Source organism: Paraburkholderia sp. BGA-UO-ETr-F12 (genome assembly GCF_059567945.1).
Map to the genome: position 1 here is coordinate 81,425 of NZ_JCAQOZ010000031.1, position 23,268 is coordinate 104,692.

The following is a 23,268-nucleotide window of genomic DNA, read 5'->3' on the forward strand; positions in this document are numbered from 1 at the left end:
GATAAACTAGTGTTCTGTTCTGTTGTTAACTAATCTATGTTCCCGTAGCATGCTGGGATCAACGGAACAGGAGATACCAGCACGTCCATGGGACGACCGAAGGCCGAATCATCAACGGCCTGTATGACGAAGTTAAGCCGGCTTTGAAAAAGTTTAGCTTCCGAGGGGCAGCTAGAACCTGAGAGATGGCGGGCGCGCGCCGAACCATGTTGACGTGCGAAAACCGGCAGAACTCGAGACCCGCACTGCACCCGGCTCAGCCCACTATGTATCTGCGAAGAAACGCCTAGCCCGTCTCGACGCCAGTTGGCCGCCGTACGTCGTGATCGTCGCTCAACTGTTCCAGGACGGAACAATTAATACTCAACAGCCAGTTATCCGAACAAGAGTGAGGAGAGACATGCCATGCGCGCTGATCTCGCGCAATACAAGGCATCGACGCTCATACTCTCGCCCTGGTTTCCATCCGAGGCTATGCAGCAACAGCGATAGTCGTGCACGGAAATGGCGAACGCAAAACGTTTGGCGTTCCTGCGTACTTCGCGTCCGCGAGCGCCGCATGCAGGTCTGCCGTTAAATACGCCAAAGCGTATATCGATGGCCGGCGATGCCCTTAGCCGCCATTTTCACTTCAGTAGGTCTGCGCGAGTCGTTTGTGCAGTCGAAGCTAGCAGCGGGCGATGGCTCGCGAAAGCGCGCGAGAAGCGCGAGTGGATAAAAAAGCCACAGACGTAGCTGCGGCCGGAACACACACGCCGCGCAAGGGGCGCTGAGGTTGGTAACTCGAGTTTTTGACGCAATCGGATGCCTCGTCTCGATGGACTTTATCGGCTGAAACGGCTCAGCTTGTCTCCAGACGCGTATAGAGGTGTGTGCCGCGCCGGTGGGTAGTCTGGGCTGGCACGTCTTTCAGGGTGACTTACGATCCAACGGCTTCACTGGTAGTGGTAAGTGACGGGTGATGGCAGGCTCGAGCAACTTCAGATGCACATCGACTACAGCGTTGGCCGCCCGTTCGATTGTAATGCGCTCGGGACTAGGGAGCGCTAACGCGGCTGACGTTGTAGGGCATGCCAGCGGGCAAACGGCCTGCGTCGCGGCCATCGAGCTTGAAACGCAAACGCCGGATGAAATCTTCAGCGGTCGCGGTCAGCAATTGCTCGCTGGAGTAGGCGAGGTACATTCCGACCTTCGGCGTCGATTCGGTCAGGTTGAGCAGTTTCAGCAGACCTTCATCAGCACGCTGCGATAACAAGGGTTTCGCGAGCGACGTAAAGACGGCGACCGCCTGCATCTGCATCGCGAGTTCAAGGTACAGATTCATCGAGGAACAGCGCGTTATATGTTCCGGCAGCGGCATACCATGTTCGCCGAATAGCGTTGGGACGAAGCTGGACTCGTCGCTCGGCGAATCTAGCAACAGCCAGGGTAGTGCGTGAATCTCCTCGATCGTTAAGGTCTCGCTGCCCTGGTATGACGCAGCAATCGTCAGCAGCACCTCGAGTTCGTACAGCCTGGTCCATTCGAACGTCGCGTTCTTCGGCTCGCCGTATTGCGTGAAGATCGCGACATCGACCGTTCCGTGTTGCAGTCCATCCGCAATATTCTCGCCGCGCCATTCAATCACATCCAGCTTGACAGTTGGACGCGCGGCCTTCAGTTCGATCAGGGTATCGGCAAGTGCGAGGGTTGACGCAGGCGGCGTAATTGCAAGCGTCAGCCGGCCCCCGCGCTCTCCACGGGCGGTTTGCGCGTCTTCCGCAATGCGCTCGATTTCCCGTTGTACGATAAAGGCGCGCTTCAACACCTGGTGAGCGAACGGAGTCAGTGTTGCGCCAGTCGCCGAGCGCGTCAGCAATTGGACACCCAATTCAACTTCTAACTCGCGAATCGAGCGGCTGATTGCCGGTTGGGTCAGAAACAGGCGCCGGGCGGCCTCATGAAGACTGCCAGCCTCGGCGACTGCACGTAGCGCATCGAGTTGTCTCAACTTCACGATGTCCCCATATCTCATCCGCAGGCGTTTATCATAGCGGGACAAAATACGGTCGGTGCAGCGACGCGAGTGCCTTGTTCGCTATCGCCCTCTTACCCCCGAATAGAATGGGGGGGGGCATACCATACTCTGCCCATGGGTCGGGCGACCGTGGATAGTAATTCATATCACGCTTCGTGTAGGGCAGCGTTGAAAAGTCGGAGGGTAGCGCACCCGGCGAATTCACATGCCAGAGCGCGTCCGACCCAGGGCGGAATCCTGTCTGGTAGTGGTTGCTGGACTTCACGACAATGATGCGCTTGCGGTCGAGATTGATTCCCAATCCCGTCAGCGAATCGCGCTCGAATAATTGCGTACGGATGGAACACACCGCAATGTCGATCCCGCCGGCGCGCAACCACACGGACAACCCCATCGGAATCCGGCCCCCCCATGCGCCGCCGCTGTGATTGTCCACCACGCCCATGACTTCCACCTTTAGATCAACCGGGTCCGACGACGCCGGCCCGCATTTACCGCCTAACCTGATATTCAGAGTCGCACCGACCCCTGCCGATGCACAGACCTTCGCTACCAACGGGTCCCAGAATGCGCCGATCACGGCGTCGGTCACATTGCGTTCGAGCATCGCTTTCAGGAAGAACGTACTGTCGCCCGATGCACCGCAACCCGGGTTATCGGCGAAGTCACCCAGCACGATTTGCCCACTCATCGCAATCGCCCGATCCAGTGACTCCGCGATCGACGGATAGTTCGGACGCAAGGCAGCCCTTGCCTCGTAGAGCCGCTCCGCGATGTTTGCGGCCACTCTAGCGGCTTCCCGTGCGTCGTCGTTTGCATAGACGAGCACGCGGGTCCCGACATCCTCCACATCGGCCCATGGAAAACCATGTCCGATGCTTGCAGACAGAATGGATGGGCTTTCTTCCACCTCCGTCAATTCATTGACGATATCGCGCATCGGAGGATCGAAAGTAGGGTAGAAGCCGACGATCCGCGTATCCTTCAGCGCTCCTGTCAACGTGACCTCGCCTTTGGAGACTTTCTGGCAGATGTCGTAGACTTCGTGCGCCCGATCCGCAAAATCGATATGCGGATACTCCTTGGCAATGATCATGAGATCGGACTTCTCGACCATCGTTTCCGTCAGATGACAGTGCGGATCGATCACAACGCCGATCACCGCATTGTCGGCTATCTCGCGAAGCCGCGTGAGGATATCGCCCTCGCAGTCGTCATACCCTTGCGCGACCATTGCGCCGTGCAACATAAGCAACAGCATGTCGACCGGGCCGGCCGATTTCAGGTCGCCGACAATCGTGTCGCGCAGCCGCTCATAGGCGGTCTTGACCGTACGACCGGAGGGTTCGGCATAAGCAGTGATACTTTCAATCACTGTGTGTCCGTCGGCTTCCGCCCTGTTGCGAAAGACTTTTGGAACGACACCGAGCATCGAGTCAGAAGCGGATCCTCTCTCGTGAACAATGAAATCTTCATAGGAGGTCGGAAACGGCGAAAAGGTATTTGTCTCGGTAACGAGTGAAGCAACGAAAACGCGCATGATTTATATCCCGGAACGCCAATAAATTGAGTGAGGTTTCGACCGGCTGACAGAATCAGGCGGCGCGTCCGGGAATCGGCGGTTGGACCTCTGCCGGAATCGGGCACACGTACGGCTCTTTGGCGAGACACTCCAGCAACTCCGTGCGCGCTGCCGCGAGCAGCAGCGGGTTCGTGTAAAGCTCGAGTGCGGTGGCGGCCATCGTTTTCGCGGCCAGCGTCATCCCCTTGTGTGCCAGCGCACTTTTGCCTTGCGAGACCCACTGCCACGAATGCGGTGACGTACCAAAAGCGAAGCACGCCGTCATGCATTGCACAGTCGGCGTGACCCAACTCACGTCGCCGACGTCCGTCGAGCCGTGCATCTTCGACGGACGCTCGTTGTAGAGTTCATCGACACCATCGAACAACGCCTTCGGCTGGCGCCACGCTGAAGCCAGCATCCGGCCGGCCATCTCGATCTCTTCGGGGCGGGTCGTACGGTGCATCGACTCGGCGAATTGCAACTCCTCGTCGTCATACTGCGGCGCGCCGAACTGCTTGAGTTTCGCCTGCATCAATTCGTTCAACGTCGTGTTGCGCAGCAGGTTCGAACACGCCGAATGAACCTCGATCTCCAGTTCGCAGTCGGTCATCAGCGCCGCACCGCGCGCGATATTGCAGATCCGCTCGTAGAGTTCGCTCGCATCGCGATTGCGCGGTGCACGAATCATGTAGAGCGCCGCCGCATTCGGTTGCACGACATTCGGCGCAATGCCACCGGTGTCCGTAATGGCGTAATGCACGCGCGCGTCCGGGATCATGTGTTCGCGCAGAAAGTTGGTGCCGATGTTCATCAGTTCGAGCGCGTCGAGCGCGCTGCGGCCGAGATGCGGCGACGCGCCTGCATGCGCAGCCACGCCCTTGAAGCGGAAGTACGCCTGTTTAACCGCGAGGCTCTCCATGTTCATGATCGAGTTCGCGACACCCGGGTGCCAGGTGATCGCGGCCGAGACATCGTCGAACACGCCCGCGCGGGTCATGAAGGTTTTACCCCAGCCGCCTTCTTCGGCAGGACAACCGTAGAACCGCACCGTGCCTTCAATGCCGTTGCGTTCCAGCGCATTCTTGACGGCGACCGCCGCCAGGTGAGCGCTGGTGCCGAGCAGATGGTGGCCGCAACCGTGGCCGTTGCCGTTCAAGATTTCGGTCGACGGACAGGCATTGAGCGCGAGGCTCTCCTGACTTAGCCCGGACAGCGCATCGAACTCGCCGAGGATGCCGATCACCGGGCCGCCGGAGCCGGCCTCCGCGACGAACGCCGTTGGAATGCCCGCCACACCCTCGCGTACGGAAAAACCGGCCGCTTTCAGAAATTCAATATGTGCGGCGGCGGACTTCTGTTCGGTGTACCCCAACTCCGCGTATTGCCAGATTTCATCCGACAGCTGAATGTATTTGTCTTTACTGCTTTCGATAAAGTCTTGAACCAGGTCGATCGACACGGATGTCTCCTTAATGTGAGGGAACAATGAGTGGTGACGCGGCGACGCCCCGTACCAGGTCAGAATTGATGATTGATACCTAGCGTCACGCTCGATACCGTGCGTCCCGCTGCAGGCGTCGGCGAGCCGCTGTCGTAGTTGTAAGTGACGCTGGAGTTCGGGCCATTGCGCATCAGACCTAGCCGTGCGTACACAGACGTTCTTTTCGACAGAAAGTGATCGATGCCGAGGGTCGAGCCATACGCGTAATCCTGCGATTTCGTCGTATCGCGATACGCAACCGAGGCGCGCAGCAGATTGCCCCTCCACCACTTCTGCAGACCAAGCAGATAGGTACTGGCGATAGCGCTATCCGCTGCCTGCGGCACGTATCGAATATAGGCGCCCTGGGCGATGAATGGTCCGACGTCATAGAGCAGCGAGGCGAGGTAGGTGTCCGTGCGCTTGCCCGGCGCGGTAGTCGCAGCGCCGACACAACTGCCCGAGATCGCCGGGTCGCACCAGCTTTGCCCGAACGCGATCGACAGCACCGCGCGTTTGTCGACGTAAGACACCGTCGCGGAGCGTTGACTCACGGCGGGGCCTACCGTCTGGTCTCCTTTGAGCGAGTAGCTCACGTCAAAGCCGAATGGCCCGAGGCGCGGTGAGATATAGCGCAGTGTGTTGGGCAGGCGTCCCAGCGCACTGCTGTTCGCACCGAGCCCCAGATCCGAGGTGCCGAGAAAGTAGGTATAGACCGATTCGTGCGCGACGCCTAGGAACGGGTCCGCACCGAGCGCGGCAGCGCCGCCGGACGTATATTGACGGCCCAGCGTCAGTTGCCCGTACATACGGTTCTGGATCCCGATATAGGAAGCGCGATTGAAAAGCGACGTCGAGTCCTGAACGGCGCCGGTGTTACCGAGGAAGCCATTTTCTAGCCGGAAGAACGCGGTCCATTGGTTACCGAGATACTCTTGCCCATAGAAGCCGAACTTCGATGTCAATGCGCCGCCCGATTGCACTCGCGTGATGCTGTACGGACCGTCCTTCGTATAGTTGACGCCTATATCCACGGTGCCGTAGAGCGTCACAAAGGTGCGCTCTGAAGCGACTCCGAGCGTTTGCGGCCCGAGGCCCGATCCCCAGTACTGGAAGATCTGCTGCATTTGCGAGGTGGTCGCGTACGCGGCCGCCGCCGCGTCTGGCGGCGCGCCCGGCGACACCTCCGCGAAAGCGCCGCTACCGGCCAGCGTGGCTATCGAAGCGGCTAGCGCACTCAACGTCTTTTTTTTCATTGCAGATCTCCACTTGCGTGTTTTGATAGGTGCGCTGGTGAACGGGCGTGCCGCTCCCTCGCCTCTCTTTCGAGCGCGAAATTTGGTTCGGTGAGAGGATCAATACGGGGGGCCACCGGCGGCCCGCGAGGGGCCGGCCGGGCCGTTTGCTATGAAGCGCGCTTGCGCGGCTCAGGCAGGCTGGACATCGCACAGATCGTGACGATTCCGCAGGCGACCATGTAGAGCGCCAACGACATCGGATTGCCCGTCTTCGCGAGAAGCCAGGTCACGATGAACTGGGCCGATCCGCCGAAGAGCGCGACGCCGATGCTGTAGATGACCGAAAGTCCGCTCGCTCGCACGCTGGCCGGAAACATTTCCATCAGCAAAAGCAACATCGGCGCAGTGCCGAAGCTGCTCGCGGCGGTGACCACGGCGATGATGACAAGGGCCAGCGGGACACTGGGAAACATGTTCATTGCCCAGATCGCGGGATAGATCAGCAGCGTGGTCAGCGCGACGGATGCAATCGCGACGGGTTTGCGCGACACCGTGCGGTCAGCGATCAGGCCGGATATGATGCACATGAACATCATGGTCGCGCCCGACACGCAGCCCGCCATCAGCGACAGCGAAGTGGGCAGGTGCAGCACGCGGACCATGTAGGTCGGCATGAAGAAAACGACGAGGTACATGCCAACCGTTCCCGCGACGATAGACAGCACGCCGCGCACGATCTTGGTGCCATGCTCGGTGAACACCGTCGCTAACGGATGAGCTTCCGTGGCCTGGCTGTCCAGCGTTTCGTCGAGATGGGCGCGGATATACAGCCCGACCGGCGCGATCAGCAAGCCCAGCAGAAACGGCAGACGCCAGCCCCAGGATTCGAGCGCCGTTGGCGGGAGGCTCGCATACAGCACGGCGCCGCTCAGCGCGCCCAGCAGGGCGGCGAACCCCTGGCTCGCTCCCTGCCAGCCGATCCGGAAGCCACGGCTGCCGAAACTGCCGGACTCCATCAACATCGCGGTTGATGCGCCGATTTCTCCGCCGAGCGAAAAGCCCTGCAATACGCGGCCAAATACGATGGCGAGGGTGCCTACGGTTCCTGCCGTTGCATAGGTGGGTGCAAAGGCGATGCACAGCGTGCCGCACACCATCAGCGAGATCGTTAGCGTCATCGCTGCCTTACGTCCGCGCCGGTCAGCGAAACTACCGATCACCATCGCACCGAGCGGCCGCATCACGAACCCGATACCGAATGTGCCGACCGCCAGCAGCAGGGAGCCGTACGCGCTGGTGACGGGGAAGAACAGCTTGCCGAGCAGCATTGCGAAGAAGCTATAGACCGTAAAGTCATACATTTCAAGCGCGTTGCCGATCGAACAGGCGGCGATGGTGCGTAGCTGGGAAGTTGGCCGGCTACGGCGAACGCCGAGGGACGCGTCGGCTGATTGCAGGGTGACATTGCTCATCGAAATTCCGGGGGAAGGCGACGGTTTGATGGCAAGCACAGCAGCGATTCACAAAGGCGGGGAACCGGCATCGGCTTGAGTTGAAGCCAGTATTTCCGGGACAAAAAACCCCCGCTATTCACTTTTTTTTAGGCCGATGAATTTTTGTATGCAGCCACGGCGGCGCTCATCCAAGGGGGCGGCATAGCACGGCAGCACGACAGCGGCGAGCGCAACACCGCTCGCGAACGCAGGGACCGGCAGTCTATTCAGACGTGGGGACGGTTTTGTCGCAATATCGCGGTCAAGTAAAATTCGTCTCCCGCAATGCATGACAAACATGATGGCAAAGACGAAGTCGCCGCGCGAGACGCTGCCGGCTAACATTGGCAAGTTGCTGAAGCGGCTGCACTACCCGCTGGACGTCATCCTGTTGTGCGTCCGGCGGTACGTGGCTTACTCGCTGAGCCTACGTAACCTCGGGGAAATGATGGCCGGGCGGGGTATCAAGGTCGATAATTCGAGCGTGCACTGGTGGATTATCAAGCTGCTGCCGGTGTTTGAAAGAGCATTCCGCAAACGCAAATGGCCTGTCGGCAAAAGCTGGCGCGTTGATGAGACCTACGTCAAGGTCAAAGGCCAATGGAAATACTTCTACAGTGCCGTCGACAAGGCGGGCAACACGGTGGATTTCCTGCTGCGTGCCCATCGCGCTCGCGCTCGCGCGCGAAATGATGCGCTATGTGGTGAGCGGCAGCGGCGTGCTGACCTATAGCGCCGCGATCGTTGGCGCGTTTGGGCAGACGCCGCTTGCGAAGCGGCCGGACGTGCAGTACGTGATGGCGCCGGGCAGCTTCGCGGCGGGGCGCATCGGCGTGCTCGAGTCGCAGCCGGGCGTGTCGTGCGGAGTCTGGCAGATGCGGCCCGAGAGCCGCGGCCACGTGCATATCCGCAGCAGCGACGCGAACGTCGCGCCGGTGATCGCGCCCGAGTATCTGAGTCATCAACTCGATCGTGCGACGGTCGTCGAGGGACTGAAACGCGGCCGCAACCGACGAGCAACTGCTGCAGTACGCGCGCGACAACGGCTCGACGGTGTATCACGCGGTTGGTACTTGCCGAATGGGCGACGACGCGACGGGCGTGGTCGATGCGAATCTGCGCGTGCGCGGGATGACGGGCTTACGGATCGTGGACGCGTCGGTGATGCCGTCGATTACGTCGACCAACACCAATGCGACCGTGCTGATGCTCGCGGAGCGGGCGGCGGAGATCATTCTGCGAGGCGTGAAGCAGGCGCAGGCGGCAGTGGAAAAGTGAGGGAGCGAATCAAGCCTGCGATCGCAGCGAAACGTAAGTCGGTCCCGCGCACTTCGCGTGCCCCGGCGGGGGAATCCGGTGCGTGCAGCCACGCAGCAAGCGCCGTCGCTGGCTGCTGTGCCCTGGGTAGTCGGCAACCGGCGCGCGGTGACGTTGCGAACTGCATGTATTCCAAAATCGTATAGATAGAACGTTATTCTTCATTATAAAAGCATGTCGATCGCCGCTACTATGCAGACTCCTGGCTGTGCCCCCGCGTGAACGGGCCGGCGCACGGCGTCCAAAGGCGGTGTGGCTGCGCTGGACCAACGCGAAAGGGCTGAACCAACCATTCACTGATACGCAGCGTCGTCGAAGGCGCAGCGAGCGTGTGAGGAGACTCGAACGTGAAAATGACCTTTCGCTGGTATGGCGACACCGACCCCGTGCCGCTCGCTTACATCCGTCAGATTCCCGGCATGGTCGGGGTCGTCTCGGCCATCTATGACGTGCCTGTGGGCGAGGTGTGGCCGATCGACAGAATCCTGGCGCTGAAGGAGAAGATAGAGGCTCACGGCCTGACGCTGGAAGTGATCGAAAGCGTGCCGGTGCACGAGGACATCAAACTCGGAAAACCGGCGCGCGACTCGCTCATCGCCAACTACGGCCAGACACTGCGAAACCTCGGCGCCTGCGGTGTGAAGGTAGTGTGCTACAACTTCATGCCGGTTTTCGACTGGACCCGCACATCGCTGGAAATGCCTCTGCCTGATGGGTCGACGACACTCGCGTTCGACACGCAAGCGATCCGCGAGCTCGACGTCAGCAAGGGTATCCAGTTACCCGGCTGGGACGCGAGCTACCGACCCGAGCAATTGAAAGCCCTGTTGCGCGACTACGAAGCGCTTGACGAAGCTGGTCTCTGGGCCAATCTCGGCTACTTCCTGCGCGCGATCATCCCGGTGGCCAAAGAAGCCGGCATCAAGATGGCAATCCACCCCGACGATCCGCCGCGGCCGATTTTCGGGCTGCCGCGCATCGTGAAGAATCGTGCGGACCTGCAGCGCGTGCTGGCTATCGTCGACGATCCCGCCAACGGCCTGACGCTGTGTTCGGGCTCGCTCGGCGCGGACCTGCAGAACGATATTCCGGCACTGGTGCGCGAGTTCGGCGCGCGTGGCCGGATTCACTTTGCACACCTGCGTAACGTGCAAGTCAATGCGGCGGGCGATTTTCATGAGACCTCGCATCGTTCGGCCGACGGCTCGCTGGACATGGCGGAAATCGTCAAGGCCTACTTCGACACTGGCTTCGAAGGCTATGCCAGGCCCGACCATGGGCGAATGATCTGGGGGGAAACGGGCCGCGCCGGCTACGGGTTGTTCGACCGTGCGTTGGGCGCGGTCTACCTGAACGGCATCTGGGAGGGCCTCGCCAAACATCCGGCCGATCATGCGGCTGAGTAATGCCTGCGTGGCTTCGCTCGCACCGCGCACTGCTGGCGAAGTCATCATTCCCGTCTATGATCGCGCGAGCCTTGCGCCGGGCATCGTCCATCTGGGCCTCGGGGCGTTTCATCGCGCGCACCAGGCCGTATACACCGAGCACGCGTTGCGCGCTGGCGATCACCGCTGGGGCATCGTCGGCGTGTCGTTGCGGCATGCGGACACGTCGGAAGCGCTCACTCCGCAAGATCATCTTTATGCCGTGAATGTGCGCGACGGCACCGCGGATTCGTTCCAGGTGATCGGTGCGCTGATCACATCGCTGGTCGCGCCGCAGTCGCCCGCCGCCGTACTCGATGCAATGACCGATCCGCGCTGCCATATCGTCAGCTTGACGATCACCGAGAAAGGCTATTGCCACAATCCGGCCAGCGGGCTATTGCAGTGCGATCATCCCGACATTGCCCATGATCTGCGCGAGGCTGCCGCACCGCGTAGCGCGATCGGCTTTGTCGTACGCGCGCTGGCGCTGCGCCGCGTGGGCGGGATGGGCCCGTTTACCGTGCTGTCGTGCGACAACGTGCCGTCCAACGGCGACACGATGCGCGCGTTGACGCTGGCGTTCGCGCGCAAGGCGGATCCTCTGCTGGCCGAATGGATCGAGCAGGAGGGCGCATTTCCCAACACGATGGTAGATCGGATCGTGCCGCTAACCTCCGGCGCCGATCGCGTGCGTGTAGCAAAGCAACTCGGTGCCGACGATGCGTGGCCGGTGATGACCGAGCCGTTCTCGCAATGGGTGATCGAGGATCGCTTCGCGGGACCGCGGCCGGCCTGGGAGCGCGCAGGCGCGACGCTCGTGGGTGACGCGCGTCCGTATGAGCAGGCGAAATTGCGGATGTTGAACGGCGCGCATTCGGTGCTCGCGTACCTAGGGTCGCTGATCGGCTATGACACCGTCGATCAGGCGATCGGCGCACCGGCGGTGCTGAACTTTGTCGAAAGCATGTTGCGCGACGAGGTGGAGCCGACGCTGTCGCGACCTGCTTTGGCCACCTATCGCGCCGAACTGTTCGCGCGTTTTCGCAACACTGCGCTCGATCACCGCTTGCAGCAGATCGCGACCGACGGCTCGCAGAAACTGCCACAGCGCTGGCTGGAAAGCGTGCGCGCCAACCTGAAAAACGGCGCGCCGACCGAACGTCTCGCCTTTGCGCTGGCCGGCTGGATCGCATACCTGAGCGGTCAGGACGAGACAGGGCGCACTTATGTCATCGCGGATCCGCTCGCCGACACCCTGACCGCGGCGGTCCGTTCGACCTTGCTAGCGGGTGCAGTTGATGCGGTACGAACCCTGCTCGAAATCGAGTCGATTTTCGGTTGCGATCTGCGCGCGCACCCGCGCTTCGTCGCGCAAGTCGCGCGTCATCTGGATGCGATTCGCACGCAAGGCGTCGTCAAAGCAATGGGCGCTGTTGCCGCTTGAGGCCGTTCACGTGTCCGCCGCGACTGCCGCGTTCTGCCAGATAGCAAACCTTGATAATTGGAGTAAGACATGAGCGACTTGCTCGTCAAACCGTCAAAGCATGCCGAAGACGGCCAGATCATCCATATCACGCCGGAGAGCGCCAACTGGAAATACGTCGGCTTCGATGTCTTCGACCTGACGCCTGGCGCGACAGTTACTCGTGAAACGGGCGATCGCGAAGTCGTGGTCGTGCTCGTCAGGGGGCACGCAACGGCGGCTTGCGAAGGGCTCGCGAGCCGCGCGATCGGCGCCCGGATGTCGCCGTTCGATGGCGCGCCATGGTCCATGTACGTGCCGCCGCATACGCGCTACACGATCGTGGCCACGGACGACGTCGAACTCGGTATCTGCTCCGCGCCCGCGAAGGGCGGTCTGCCGCCGCGCTTCATTGCACCTGACGAGGTCAAGCAGGAAACCCGCGGCGCTGGCGCCAACCTGCGTCACGTGCGCCACATCCTGCCCGAAACCGAGCCGGCGGAGAGCTTGCTGGTGGTGGAATCGGTGACGCCGGCGGGCAACTGGTCGAGCTATCCGCCGCATCGGCACGATACCGACGATGGCGAGCAGCAGACCTATCTCGAGGAAACCTATTACCACCGCGTCTCGCCGCCGCAGGGCTTCGCGATTCAGCGCGTCTATACCGACGACCGAAGTCTCGACGAAACGCTTGCGGCGTACGACAAGCATGTCGTGCTGGTGCCGCGCGGCTACCACCCGGTTGCCGCCGCGCACGGCTACGATCTCTATTACCTGAACGTGATGGCCGGTCCGCGCCGTATCTGGCACGTACATAACGAGCCGGCTCATCAATGGTTACTACAACCCGGCGCAAGCGTAGCGGTGGACGGCGCGCGCTGAGTCCCGTTGCGGTAAGTCAGTCGCTGTCGGCGTCGGGGCCCTGGATGTCGAATCCGGCGGCCTCGCGCAGCGCTTGCAGCATCGCCCGCGCACCCGGCGAGAGCCTGTCGCCGCGCCGGGTGACGATGCCCGCCGGTCCAAGCTTCAGATCGAATTGGAACGGTAGCGGTTCAAGCGCACCCGCAATGCAATACGGCCGCACTGGCTCGCGCGCAAGCGGCGCGATCATATCGCTCATTTGCAGCAGACTTGTAATGACGGGCAGAGACGAACTCTCGACCACATCCGTCGGCAATGCGAGCTGTCGTTCGAGAAAAAGTTGCGTGAACTGATTACGCATCACATTGCCTTTCGGCGGCAAGATCCAGGTTTGCGGCGCCAGTTCGTCCCAGCTCAGAGCCTTGCGCTTGACGAGCGGGTGGCCAACGCGAGCGAACAGCGCGTGCTGTGCTTCCGCGAGCGGGGCGTAATGTAGTTCCGCCAGATCGTCTGGATTGCGGATTCGCGCGACGATCATATCCAGCTTGCCTTCCTGTAGACGCTGCACCAGCACCTCGCTGAACTCCATTTCGATGTTCACGCGAATCTGCGGGAAGCGCTTCTTGAGCAGCGCCACGGCCTGCGGGACGAGGTTGGTGGCCGCTGTAACCTCGGTGCCGATCATCGCCTGCCCGGTCAGGCCGGCTTTGAGCGCGGACACTTCGTCGTATGCGTGCTGCAGCTCCGCCAGCACACTGCGTGCGTGGCGGATCAGCACCTCGCCGTACCAGGTGGGTTCGACACCGCGCGGATGCCGTTCGAACAATTGCACACCCATGGTGTCTTCCAGTTCCCGCAGCAACTTGGTCGCCCCGGGCTGCGTCATGTGCGCGGCGTCCGCCGCGCGCAATACCGAGCGATGGGTGTCGAGCTGAACGATCAGGGCCAATTGGCGCGTCTTCAGCCGCGTGGGGTCGAAGTGGCCCGTCGCGATGGCCTCCTCGCCGTTGTCACGATGAATGGACGAGGTCACGCTGTCGTCTCCATGTATTCCATATCGATATACAATTTGCGTTATTTTTCATTATAAAAGCATATCGATAGATTCTACTATGCAGAAGACGTCCCGCATTCAGAGGCGGGGCGGATTCCCATCACAGGCATCGACACCGGCTGCATCCAGCATCCGCGCATGCAGCCGCACAGGAGACGACGAAGCAATGAACACCCGCACCGCAGACATCCCGCCGGAAGGCATCACGACCGACGAGTTCCTGGGCCGCGTCGCCAAGGTCCGCAGCGCACTCGACAAGGCGGGCCTGGTCGGCCTGCTCGCCTTCGGCGATTGCTGGCGTGGCGCGAACATCGGCTACTTTACCGAGTTCCGTCCACTCGACGGCGTGTCGGACATCGCCAACGCGATCCTGCTGCTGCCCGTGGACGGCGACCCCGTGCTGTTCGTATCGGATCAATGCTTCGACTACGCGACAAGCGTGACCGCTTTCGAGGTGCGCAGCCTGCGAGAAGTCACGCAACAGGTGCAGGCATTTTCGGCGCGGCACCGCGGCGGCACGGTCGGCCTCGCTGGCGCCGCCTATATCCCCGCGGACTTGCTGCAGCGCCTGAACGCCGGTCTCGGCGAACTGAAGCTCGAACCGACGATGGTGCTGGCTGAAATCAAGGCGATCAAGAGCGACGCCGAAGTGGCGTTGATGCGCAAAGCCGCCGCCTTGACCGATTCGGCGATGGCTGCGATCCGCGACGCGCTCGCCGACCGTCGTCCCTACACCGAGCGTGAACTTGCTCTGATCGCTGACCGCGCGATGCTCGCGGGAGGAGCGGACCGGACCGCGTTCGACTCGATGGTGCAATCCGGTCCGCGCTCGGCGTATAACCTGGCGCGCCCCACCGATCGCATCCTGCAACCAGGCGACCTGATCATGACCGACATCGGTGCCCGTTACCGCGGCTATGTGGCCGATGGCGGACGCGGTTTCACCTACGGCCCGGCGAATCCGGAGAAGAGGGCGATCGTCGCGGCAGCGGCGCGCGCGGTCGAGGCGGGACTCGCCGCCGCGCGTCCCGGCATGGCGGCGATGGAACTGAACGCGGTGATCCAGCAGGCGCTGGTGAAATCGAACTACGAACAATACTCGAGCGAAGCGCGTGGCCATGGCACCGGTCACGGCACCGGCATGGATCCGGAAGAAGAAGCGCCGTGGATCGGGCCGGGCAACCAGACCGTGCTGCAGGAAAATATGGTCTTTACCCTGAAGGCGACGATCACGGTGCCGAACGTCGGCGGCTTGCGCACGGAACGTATCGTGCGATTGACCGCGGGCGGCGTCGAAACGCTCGACCAGTTCCCGATGGAACTGCACTGGTGAGTGCAGCGAACTTACCGTAACGTGTCGGCGAACCCACGTCCCGCCGGCACGCAGCAGTTCAAAACATAGATTCCCGTAGAAGGGAGGAGACATGAATACATCGCCCATTTCATCCGGCAACGCGTCGGTTATCAGCCGTTCGGCCGTCAACCGTGTTCTGGTCGCTTCGGTGGTCGGGACCGCCATCGAGTGGTATGACTTTTTTCTTTATGCCACCGCTTCGGCTCTGGTGTTCGCCAAGCTGTTCTTCCCCTCGTTCGATCCGATGGTCGGCACCATCGCGGCGTTCGGAAGTTTTGCGGTCGGCTATCTCGCGCGGCCATTTGGCGCCGTGTTTTTCGGGCACTTTGGTGATCGCATCGGACGGAAGGCGACGCTGGTCGCGACGCTGACGATCATGGGCGTCGGCACCTTCGTGATCGGCCTGCTGCCGACTTACGCCTCGATCGGCTTCTGGGCCCCCATCCTGCTGGTGGCGATGCGCTTCCTGCAAGGGGTCGGGGTCGGCGGCGAATGGGGCGGCGCCGTGCTGATGGTGGTCGAAACGGCGCCGGCCAGCAAACGTGGCTTCTTCGGCGCGTTCCCGCAATTGGGCGTGCCCCTCGGGCTGATGCTCTCGACCGCGGTGTTCAAAGGCGTGTCGAGTATGCCGGCGGACGTGTTCTATTCATGGGGATGGCGCCTGCCGTTCCTGCTGAGCGTCGCGCTGATCGCGATCGGCCTGTTCATCCGCCTGCGCGTCATGGAGTCGCCGGTGTTCGAACAGATCAAGGCGAGCAAGCAGGTCGTGAAGGCGCCGTTGATCGAATTGCTGCGCCGGCATCCGAAAGACCTCCTGCTGACGATCGGCACGCGCTTCGCGGTCGACATCACCTTCAATGTGATTAACGTGTTCGTGCTGGTCTACGGAACGACGCGGCTCGGCTTGTCGCGTGGACTGCTGCTGAACGCCATCATTGTGGGCTGCGCGTTTGCGCTCATCACGCTGCCGCTGTTCGGCAAACTGTCGGACGTGATCGGACGCCGGACCGTTTTCATGCTCGGCGCGGTGTTCGTGGCGATCTATGGATTCGCGTTCTTTCCGTTGCTCGAGACACGCAATCCGACCTTGATTTTCGTGGCGTACGTCTGCGGTATCGCGTTGAGCCAGGCGTCGGTGTACGGCGTGCAATCGACGTGGTTTGCGGAACTGTTCGGTACGCGGGTGCGCTATACGGGTGCTTCGCTGCCGTATCAGATCGCCGGCATCATCACGTCAGGCCCGACGCCATTGATCGCCACCTATCTGTTCGCGACGTATGGCCAGACGCTGCCCATTTCGACCTATATCGCGGCGACAGCGTTGTTGAGCCTCGTGTGCGCGTTTTTCCTCGCGGAGACTTTCAGGCGGGATCTGTCCGCAGAGTCGGAAGATGAGGCGGCTGCAGCGCTGGGTACGGCCCTGTCAGGTTAATCGGGAGGCGGCGGTAGAACAAAGTATGTGTCGGGATAAGAGACGAGGTTTCGACAAGCCGGCATAAGATTAGGATGCCTTATATAATAGGCGAGTAAAATTGAACGGCGAGAGGATGACGCCCGCGCAGCGGAAATCCTTGAAGCCTATCATCGGGCTGATGACGCGTTTGATCGCGCGATGGTCCTGTTCCACAATAGTGTTCAGGTACTTGACCCTTCGGATCCGGATGAGCATGTCCCGTTCGGCGTTCAGGACATCAAGTGCGGCCAAGTTCGCGCCGCTCTTGTCGACGGTGACAGCTCAGGTTCTCGATTGTTACCGATCGCCTTTTCGAAGTGAGGTCGGGCAGCTCAAGCGTCTACACTGTCCGCTCGATGCAATCTGTCTCTGCGTGCGCAGAAAGCAGCATCGCCAACGTCAGCCTTAACAACTGGACGTCCATCTCCACGGTTTCCTATGCGAAGCTCGCCACAAGGTGCACGTTTGCGAAAGCGGATTCAGGTTCTGCTTCATCGATCAGATCGTGGGTTCTCGGGACTTCAGCATAGCGGGTCCCTTATTGCAAAAGAAGCCTTGAATTGTCCCGGCGTGTCCAGATCACACGGGTGCGATGACGCGCCGTGGTTGGGCGGCAGTTTTCTCCAATTGGGTGCGCTGGATGCGAGTTCGCACTCGATCAACCGCGACCGGATTCGGAAAGCGCGCGGCCGAAAATGCCGAGTTGTTTCAGTGCCGGCTCCAGTTGCAGGCCAAGGGGGCTGAGTGCGTAGCCGTCGCTCTGTCGAGCGATGACGAGGCCCGTATCTTCGAGTTCGCGAAGATTGCGCGTCAGCTCCTTCGGACTGATGTCCGGGATGACTCGCAACAGGTTGTTGTAGCGCTCACCACCCGACAGAAACAGCACGCGCAGGATGAGCAGCTTCCACTTGCCGCCGATGGTGCGGATGGCCAGATCGAGCGGGCAATTACCTACCGCGTCGACTGGCACGTCGCTCGCCTGCGGAGCGGATTTCAAACCGAGGTCCATGGTCACAACGTACCTCCCGGGGCGTTGACGCGATGCCACGCTGGCTCAAACAATTGAGCACCTTTCCCTGTGGATAGCGACGATGAATGCAAAAGCACAAGACTACCAGCAAGCCGACGCACCATTCCTGAATCCCGACGCGCGCAATGAAAACGTCATCGAACCTGTCGCCGTGTTGCCGGAGGGCTATCGATGACCCGCAGAATTCTGGTTTTGGGCGCAACGGGCAAGACCGGCACGCGCGTGGTCGCACATTTGACCGCGCGCGGCGCCGGCGTCGTGGCCGCCGTGCGCCGTCCCGACGCGCTAGTCTCGTCTACGGGAGCCGATCTCGTACATTTCGACTGGGACGAACCCGGTGGCCATGCGAAAGCGCTCGCGGGCATCGATGCCGTTTATCTCGTACCGCCGTCGTGCGTCGAGGATGCGTCGGCACCCATTGCGGTTTTCCTGCGCGAGGCCGCGTCGGCGGGCGTACGCCGCGTGGTGCTGCTTTCCTCGCTCGGTGTGACGTTTGCGGATGAACCGTTCGCATCGGGTCGCAGGAAGCACGAGGAGGCCGTGCGGGAATCCCCACTTGCATGGACGATCCTCAGGCCGTCCGGATTCTTTCAGAACTTCTCCGAAGGCATGGCGCAGCAGGGCATCCGCAATGATGGCGTGATCGTCAGCGCCACCGGCGATGGCGCGGTCGCGCTGGTCGATGCGTCGGACATTGCCGCAGTGGCTGCGGAAGCCCTGACACAGTCGGGCCACGAACGCGCGACGTATGCGCTGACCGGTCCGGCCGCCGTGACTTTCGCGGAGGCCGCCCCGGCGATCGGACAGGCGTGTGGACGTGAAATAGTCCATATGCCGGCGCCGCCGGGCACGTTAGAGCGCTTTCTGCGCGAGGCGGGGATTCCCGACGGATACCGGGCCATGCTGCTGCGGGATATGGCGGCGATCCGCGAGGGGCGAGCCGCACAGGTCAGCCAGCATATCGAACGTGTGACCGGGCGCGAGCCGATCGCGATCGAAACCTTTGTGCGAAATGCGGCGGATGCATGGCGGCGGTCGTGATCGATGCGGTGGCCGGATGCGGCGGCGGCTCATCTCCACCGCCGTATATCTATGTCGCTACAGATAACCGAACGGCGTCGGGGGTCGTTCGCGGTTTCGACCCACACGCCGTCACGCTCGATGGATACGCTGCCTCGCACCGCGCGGTGCGCGAGATAAAGGCAAATGGTCGGCTGCCTGAAGACACGAAGGTCCGGTCCTCAAAATATCTGAACAACCGAGCTTAACTTACCGGCAGCTCCGATTTGCACCGGAGCCAAAAAACGCACCGATCCGTGAAAGCCTGGGCTTCAAATACGCAGCTAACCGTCTAAATTGCCTCCAGACACCACAATCCGATATCTATATGTCCGAATCCGAAACAGTCAGAACGCAACTAACAGTCAACCACGGTGAAACCATTAGACGCGGTTTCACCGCGCAAAAACCGTCACCAATGCGAGGCACGATATGTCGCGGAAAAAATCCCAAACGTACCATGAGGCGAGGCACCTCGAATGTTGGTTCAGGAGTCCGACGAGGCTATGCGCCTTCTCCTGGGCAGCGCCATGCAGCGGCCCGAAAATGCAGCTTAAGTCTGCAACAGCGCTTTCTGGACTAGCTATTGTGATAAGTATTCTTATCACAATAGCACCATTGTTATGCCAAACTAGCACTTATGAAAACGCGCCTGATACCTTCGCCCGAATGTCACCCCGTGGATTTTCCCGGTGCCGACGAGCTGGCCATGCTGCGCGCCTGGTACGCCGGCATGGCGGTTCGCAAAGCCGTGGAACACTACCTGCCGGAGCGCATCGGGGCAGGGCAGTCGGCGCGCGGCGTCTTGGGCGGCGTTCGCCGGCGGCTGGCGAAAGTCGCACGGCAGGTTGGCCGGCCGGATCTCGCCACGATTTTTGAACACCCAGACGGTGAGCGGTTACGGGAAGCGAAAGCGGTCGCAGACGCGATTGAGTTTCTGCGGTATGCGCGCATGCCGACTCCGAAGATCAGTGACGACATCGGCATCTGGCTGCCCGCGCGAGCGGTCGCTACCCTGCACGCGCACGGTATCTCGACGCTGTCGGACCTCACCGTACGCATTCCGCGCCGGCGCCAGTGGTGGAAAGCCATTCCCGGCCTCGGTGCCGGCAGTGCGCGACGTATCGAGGCGTTCTTTGCGGCGTACCCAGAGTTATCCGAGCGGGCGAGGGCGCTCATTGCTGTCGCGCTGGCCAGCAGCATCGTGCCGTGGGAGCAACTGCGGCTTCCGCACGAGGTCGACGGTTCGGCTGGCGCCTATCGCGCCCCGCGCGCCGCCTGCACGCTTGATGCGGACAACGATTACCAGGCCGTTCAGGCGTGGCTGTCGCTGCACGAGTCCGCCGCGACGCAGCGCGCGTACCGTAAGGAAGCCGAGCGCCTCATCCTGTGGGCGATCGTCGAGCGTGGCCGGGCGCTGTCGTCGCTCACCACCGAGGACGCGGTTGCCTATCGCGCGTTCCTGCGCCGACCGACGCCGCGGGAACGCTGGGTGGGACCGGTCCGGTCGCGCAGCGCATCCGACTGGCGCCCGTTCTCAGGTGGCCTGTCCGCCCGCTCGGCTGCCTATGCGCTGTCCGTGCTGGGTGCGCTGTTCCATTGGCTCATCGAACAACGGTACCTGCTTGCGAATCCGTTTGCCGGGGTCAAGGTGCGGGGCAGCGCCCGCGGGAGCGTGCTCGATACGTCGCATGTATTCACAGAAGGGGAATGGCTGCTGATCCGGGCAATCGCCGACGGCCTCGAGTGGTCATACGGCTGGGCGCCCGTGGCGGCACAACGACTGCGCTTCGTCCTCGACTTCGGGTATGCGACGGGCCTGCGCGCGAGCGAACTGGTTGGCGCGACGCTCGGCGATATCGAGACCGACGCGCGCGGCGACCATTGGATCAAGGTCATTGGGAAAGGACGCAAGGTGGCCAAGGTCGCCTTGCCGCCCCTCGCCCGCACGGCGCTCGATCGTCACCTGGTCGAGCGCCGGCTACCGGTGACGCCCAGCCGCTGGCGCCCGGACACGCCGTTGATCGCGAGTCTCGCCGAGGACGGTGCGGCGCGCATCACCAGTGTGCGCCTCTGGAACGTGCTGCGACGGTTCTTTGCCGGAGCCGCCGATCTCGTCGACGCCGACAGTCCCGCGGTTTCGCAAAAACTGCGGCAGGCGAGTCCGCACTGGATGCGCCATACCCATGCGACCCATGCGCTCGCGCACGGTGCCGAACTGACCATCGTGCGCGACAACCTCCGTCATGCCTCGATCTCGACGACCTCGATCTACCTGCATGGCGATGACGTCAAGCGGGCGCAGCAGATCGCAGGGGCGTTCGGGAGCAAATGATTACCGGGACGGCAATGGCGAGCGATGAGATCGACGGGGCCGACGGTCATTTACCCGTCCGACTTGATCCGGCCGAAAACCACCTTCCTTTCGGTGCAGGGGATTTTCCGAGGAAGTGACGATTCGCTGGTGCCGCGATTGCGATCCCCGCAGTGGAACTTCATAATTTCTTGTAATACAGCCAAATATAGACGCATTACGGGATGGTTAAAGCCCCTGTTATCGAGCAATATCCGTTTCGGCATGCAGTAAAAGTAGCATCCGTCACGGGGCAGAATGCAAAGCGCGACGTGGCTTTGCTTCTGGTGTTCTATGGGACCGGCCTGACCCCAAACGAGATCGCGAAGCTCTTGGTGTCGGACTTTCTCCAGGCGGATGGTCAGCACTCAGTCGAGGCAACCGCGGCCCAAAATTGCCTTCAATGGGAAGCGGCGCCCGCTGCTGTGGGTCAGTCAGAAAATTCGCGCCGCAGTGGACGATTATCTGCGCTCCAGACTTGACGCACGGCACGGCGTAATCACCTCATCAGCGGCGTTTCGGGGCCTAGACCCAAACAGCCCGTTATTCTTGGCGGGAGACGGGGAGCCGTTCAGTTTTACGCCGCGAAAGACGCCGTCAGGTGCGGTTAGCTATTCGTGCGAGTCACTTACCGAAATCGTGCGGCGACTTCACCAACAGGCAGGCATCGAGCATGGCAACACGAGCGCTGCGCGTCGGACTTTCGCGGTCAGACTGCACCGCGACGGGCGCTCGCTGAAACTGATACAGCAATTGATTGGAGTTTCTAGTCTATCTGCCGTTAAACGTCTAATAGACGGTGATCCGGTCAGGCTGGCCTCGGTTATGAGTGGCGTAATTTGACGGTGAGAGCATTCGGCGCGAGTCGCGCCCCGCGTGACGGCCGGTAGCCGCAAATTGTGGGCCGTGATGATGAGAACATTTGGACGCCGAGCAGCGGTGTTGTCACTAATTGGAGCGTTGCTCTTGGTCACAGGCTGTAACACAGTGGCCGGCGTAGGGCAGGACATTTCGGGTTCGGCTCGTGCCGTTCAGCGTTCCCTCTAGCGCGCTCGACCGCTAGGAAAACATAATGATGAAGACGGGAAACGGGGCGGGACTGATCACGAGAGTTGTGATGCTCTCTGCTGCTGTTTTCATCGGCGGATGTGCTAGCACCCCTCCAACGAAGATCGGCGGGGATACCTACTATTCGTCAAAGACCAACACGGCAGGAGTCTTCGGGGACGTGAGCGCGGTGAGCGGGAAGTTGATGGTTGAGGGCAATCAGTTTTGCGCTGCGATGGATAAAGAGTTCGAACTGGTGACGCAAACAACCACCTCCAATATTCCTGGCGTTCGGTTGGGCGGGGCGTCGATCACGTTCAGATGCGTCGGGCATGCAAACGACGTTCATATGCGCCCGGACAATGGCGTCACGACAACTACGACTCAATAGACCCGTCGCCGGATGGTTGTAAAGCGATAGGAAAAGCGCACGCCTGTTGCGCGGGTCAAACAGAGGAAAACAAAAAGATCGACTGGCAATGGCGAGAAATGCTGTACTACTTCGGCAAGCACGAAGCGAAGCAATCGAGATAGTGCCGTCTGAGTTTCTGGACGGCTTCGAGCTTGCGTGGTTGATATGCACGGACTCGGTTCCGGACGCGCTCCATGAGGAGCTGGCGTGTGAGCGAGTACAGATTTACCGAGATGGGTGCGGGCGATGGATCCTCGCGCCGTTGGATGACTAGGAAAAGCGCTCGCGCTTGCGCGCGGGCCACGCAGGAAAATGGAGCCCAGCGATGAGCAACTTCGAAGACCGCTTTGACTATTTATTCGGACGCTTATCCGCACTGGAGGTCGCTGTCGCAGGCATTCTTGCTACGGCAAGTGAGGAGCAACGGGCCAAGGTCGCCGCAATCCTGGAATTGGCGAACACAGGCGGGTTGCACTCGGATGCATCTGAGCATTTTCTGACGGGATGCGAGGCAACGACAAAAAAGTGCCTCTTTTCAATTCTCAGTGGGTGGGTTGGCGGGTCAAGTACGGGCGCCAGCCCGGCGAAGCGAATACTTGACGTGCCTTGAAGAAGTAAGCTGAGAGAGGGCTGGTTGCGGCAGAATG

General features: G+C 61.3%; 17 protein-coding genes and 4 pseudogenes. 13 read left to right on the forward strand and 8 right to left on the reverse strand.

Going from position 1 to position 23,268, the window contains the following annotated elements:
- Positions 1 to 1,036: 1,036 nt before the first annotated feature.
- The 5 genes from AC57B6_RS15010 to AC57B6_RS15030 form a co-directional block, all read right to left on the reverse strand.
- Complete coding sequence (locus AC57B6_RS15010; RefSeq protein WP_496421628.1) at positions 1,037 to 1,996, reverse strand: LysR family transcriptional regulator; 960 nt, start codon at positions 1,994 to 1,996, stop codon at positions 1,037 to 1,039.
- A gap of 31 nt (positions 1,997 to 2,027) precedes the next feature.
- A complete protein-coding gene (locus AC57B6_RS15015) occupies positions 2,028 to 3,557 on the reverse strand; it encodes a M81 family metallopeptidase (RefSeq protein WP_496421629.1) in 1,530 nt (509 codons plus the stop codon).
- A 55-nt stretch (positions 3,558 to 3,612) separates the two neighbouring features.
- The gene (locus AC57B6_RS15020) at positions 3,613 to 5,040 is read right to left on the reverse strand and encodes a M20 family metallopeptidase (protein ID WP_496421630.1); all 1,428 of its coding nucleotides are present in this window, start codon (positions 5,038 to 5,040) and stop codon (positions 3,613 to 3,615) included.
- Between the two features lie 59 nt (positions 5,041 to 5,099).
- Positions 5,100 to 6,317 carry a porin gene (locus AC57B6_RS15025; protein ID WP_496421631.1) on the reverse strand — a complete coding sequence of 406 codons (1,218 nt, stop codon included), beginning with the start codon at positions 6,315 to 6,317 and terminating at the stop codon, positions 5,100 to 5,102.
- Between the two features lie 149 nt (positions 6,318 to 6,466).
- Entirely contained in the window at positions 6,467 to 7,771 is a 1,305-nt protein-coding gene (locus tag AC57B6_RS15030; RefSeq protein WP_454805399.1) for an MFS transporter, read from the reverse strand.
- Between the two features lie 322 nt (positions 7,772 to 8,093).
- On the opposite strand from AC57B6_RS15030, the pseudogene AC57B6_RS15035 reads away from it, so the two are divergent.
- From AC57B6_RS15035 to iolB, 5 genes and pseudogenes are all read left to right on the forward strand, one after another.
- A pseudogene (locus AC57B6_RS15035) lies at positions 8,094 to 8,480 on the forward strand (IS6 family transposase); the annotation flags it as partial.
- Positions 8,481 to 8,667: 187 nt separating this feature from the next.
- Positions 8,668 to 9,070: pseudogene (locus AC57B6_RS15040) on the forward strand (GMC oxidoreductase).
- A 386-nt stretch (positions 9,071 to 9,456) separates the two neighbouring features.
- Positions 9,457 to 10,515, forward strand: a complete 1,059-nt coding sequence (gene uxuA, locus AC57B6_RS15045) for a mannonate dehydratase (protein WP_496421632.1) — start codon at positions 9,457 to 9,459, stop codon at positions 10,513 to 10,515.
- On the forward strand, positions 10,502 to 11,980 hold the full coding sequence (locus AC57B6_RS15050; protein ID WP_454805401.1) for a mannitol dehydrogenase family protein: 1,479 nt from the start codon (positions 10,502 to 10,504) through the stop codon (positions 11,978 to 11,980). The genes uxuA and AC57B6_RS15050 overlap by 14 nt, the downstream gene beginning before the upstream one ends.
- A gap of 69 nt (positions 11,981 to 12,049) precedes the next feature.
- Positions 12,050 to 12,880, forward strand: coding sequence for a 5-deoxy-glucuronate isomerase (iolB, locus tag AC57B6_RS15055; protein WP_454805402.1), 831 nt, complete (start codon positions 12,050 to 12,052; stop codon positions 12,878 to 12,880).
- Positions 12,881 to 12,896: 16 nt separating this feature from the next.
- On the opposite strand, the gene AC57B6_RS15060 is transcribed toward iolB, so the two are convergent.
- The gene (locus tag AC57B6_RS15060) at positions 12,897 to 13,892 is read right to left on the reverse strand and encodes a LysR substrate-binding domain-containing protein (protein ID WP_183797581.1); all 996 of its coding nucleotides are present in this window, start codon (positions 13,890 to 13,892) and stop codon (positions 12,897 to 12,899) included.
- Between the two features lie 187 nt (positions 13,893 to 14,079).
- Between AC57B6_RS15060 and AC57B6_RS15065 the strand changes: the two genes are divergently transcribed.
- Positions 14,080 to 15,246 (forward strand): M24 family metallopeptidase, encoded by a 1,167-nt coding sequence (locus tag AC57B6_RS15065; RefSeq protein WP_183797580.1) that lies wholly within the window; start codon positions 14,080 to 14,082, stop codon positions 15,244 to 15,246.
- A gap of 91 nt (positions 15,247 to 15,337) precedes the next feature.
- Positions 15,338 to 16,699, forward strand: a complete 1,362-nt coding sequence (locus tag AC57B6_RS15070; protein WP_183797579.1) for an MFS transporter — start codon at positions 15,338 to 15,340, stop codon at positions 16,697 to 16,699.
- A 69-nt stretch (positions 16,700 to 16,768) separates the two neighbouring features.
- On the opposite strand, the pseudogene AC57B6_RS15075 reads toward AC57B6_RS15070, so the two are convergent.
- Both AC57B6_RS15075 and AC57B6_RS15080 read right to left on the reverse strand, forming a co-directional pair.
- Positions 16,769 to 17,052: pseudogene (locus AC57B6_RS15075) on the reverse strand (DDE-type integrase/transposase/recombinase); the annotation flags it as partial.
- Between the two features lie 326 nt (positions 17,053 to 17,378).
- Complete coding sequence (locus AC57B6_RS15080; protein ID WP_496421642.1) at positions 17,379 to 17,729, reverse strand: winged helix-turn-helix transcriptional regulator; 351 nt, start codon at positions 17,727 to 17,729, stop codon at positions 17,379 to 17,381.
- Between the two features lie 192 nt (positions 17,730 to 17,921).
- Here AC57B6_RS15080 and AC57B6_RS15085 point away from each other — a divergent pair, with 192 nt between their 5' ends.
- The 6 genes and pseudogenes from AC57B6_RS15085 (at position 17,922) to AC57B6_RS15110 (ending at position 23,231) form a co-directional block, all read left to right on the forward strand.
- Positions 17,922 to 18,791: an NAD(P)H-binding protein gene (locus AC57B6_RS15085; RefSeq protein ID WP_496421633.1), complete on the forward strand. Its 870-nt coding sequence runs from the start codon at positions 17,922 to 17,924 to the stop codon at positions 18,789 to 18,791.
- A gap of 107 nt (positions 18,792 to 18,898) precedes the next feature.
- Positions 18,899 to 19,009, forward strand: a pseudogene (locus AC57B6_RS15090) (IS6 family transposase); the annotation flags it as partial.
- 440 nt (positions 19,010 to 19,449) lie between these two features.
- A complete protein-coding gene (locus tag AC57B6_RS15095) occupies positions 19,450 to 21,144 on the forward strand; it encodes a site-specific integrase (protein ID WP_496421634.1) in 1,695 nt (564 codons plus the stop codon).
- Between the two features lie 203 nt (positions 21,145 to 21,347).
- On the forward strand, positions 21,348 to 21,644 hold the full coding sequence (locus tag AC57B6_RS15100) for a hypothetical protein (RefSeq protein WP_496421635.1): 297 nt from the start codon (positions 21,348 to 21,350) through the stop codon (positions 21,642 to 21,644).
- 590 nt (positions 21,645 to 22,234) lie between these two features.
- Entirely contained in the window at positions 22,235 to 22,600 is a 366-nt protein-coding gene (locus AC57B6_RS15105; protein ID WP_496421636.1) for a hypothetical protein, read from the forward strand.
- Between the two features lie 346 nt (positions 22,601 to 22,946).
- The gene (locus tag AC57B6_RS15110; protein WP_496421637.1) at positions 22,947 to 23,231 is read left to right on the forward strand and encodes a hypothetical protein; all 285 of its coding nucleotides are present in this window, start codon (positions 22,947 to 22,949) and stop codon (positions 23,229 to 23,231) included.
- Positions 23,232 to 23,268: the final 37 nt, after the last annotated feature.

What these genes read in the sequence shown, in the direction of transcription:
- AC57B6_RS15015 (WP_496421629.1), bottom strand. Translation starts at nt 3,557, where the DNA reads ATGCGCGTTTTCGTTGCTTCACTCGTTACCGAGACAAATACCTTTTCG.
- AC57B6_RS15025 (WP_496421631.1), bottom strand. Translation starts at nt 6,317, where the DNA reads ATGAAAAAAAAGACGTTGAGTGCGCTAGCCGCTTCGATAGCCACGCTG.
- AC57B6_RS15030 (WP_454805399.1), bottom strand. Translation starts at nt 7,771, where the DNA reads ATGAGCAATGTCACCCTGCAATCAGCCGACGCGTCCCTCGGCGTTCGC.
- AC57B6_RS15050 (WP_454805401.1), top strand. Translation starts at nt 10,502, where the DNA reads ATGCGGCTGAGTAATGCCTGCGTGGCTTCGCTCGCACCGCGCACTGCT.
- iolB (WP_454805402.1), top strand. Translation starts at nt 12,050, where the DNA reads ATGAGCGACTTGCTCGTCAAACCGTCAAAGCATGCCGAAGACGGCCAG.
- AC57B6_RS15065 (WP_183797580.1), top strand. Translation starts at nt 14,080, where the DNA reads ATGAACACCCGCACCGCAGACATCCCGCCGGAAGGCATCACGACCGAC.
- AC57B6_RS15070 (WP_183797579.1), top strand. Translation starts at nt 15,338, where the DNA reads ATGAATACATCGCCCATTTCATCCGGCAACGCGTCGGTTATCAGCCGT.
- AC57B6_RS15080 (WP_496421642.1), bottom strand. Translation starts at nt 17,729, where the DNA reads ATGGACCTCGGTTTGAAATCCGCTCCGCAGGCGAGCGACGTGCCAGTC.
- AC57B6_RS15085 (WP_496421633.1), top strand. Translation starts at nt 17,922, where the DNA reads ATGACCCGCAGAATTCTGGTTTTGGGCGCAACGGGCAAGACCGGCACG.
- AC57B6_RS15095 (WP_496421634.1), top strand. Translation starts at nt 19,450, where the DNA reads ATGAAAACGCGCCTGATACCTTCGCCCGAATGTCACCCCGTGGATTTT.
- AC57B6_RS15100 (WP_496421635.1), top strand. Translation starts at nt 21,348, where the DNA reads ATGGTTAAAGCCCCTGTTATCGAGCAATATCCGTTTCGGCATGCAGTA.
- AC57B6_RS15105 (WP_496421636.1), top strand. Translation starts at nt 22,235, where the DNA reads ATGATGAAGACGGGAAACGGGGCGGGACTGATCACGAGAGTTGTGATG.
- AC57B6_RS15110 (WP_496421637.1), top strand. Translation starts at nt 22,947, where the DNA reads ATGAGCAACTTCGAAGACCGCTTTGACTATTTATTCGGACGCTTATCC.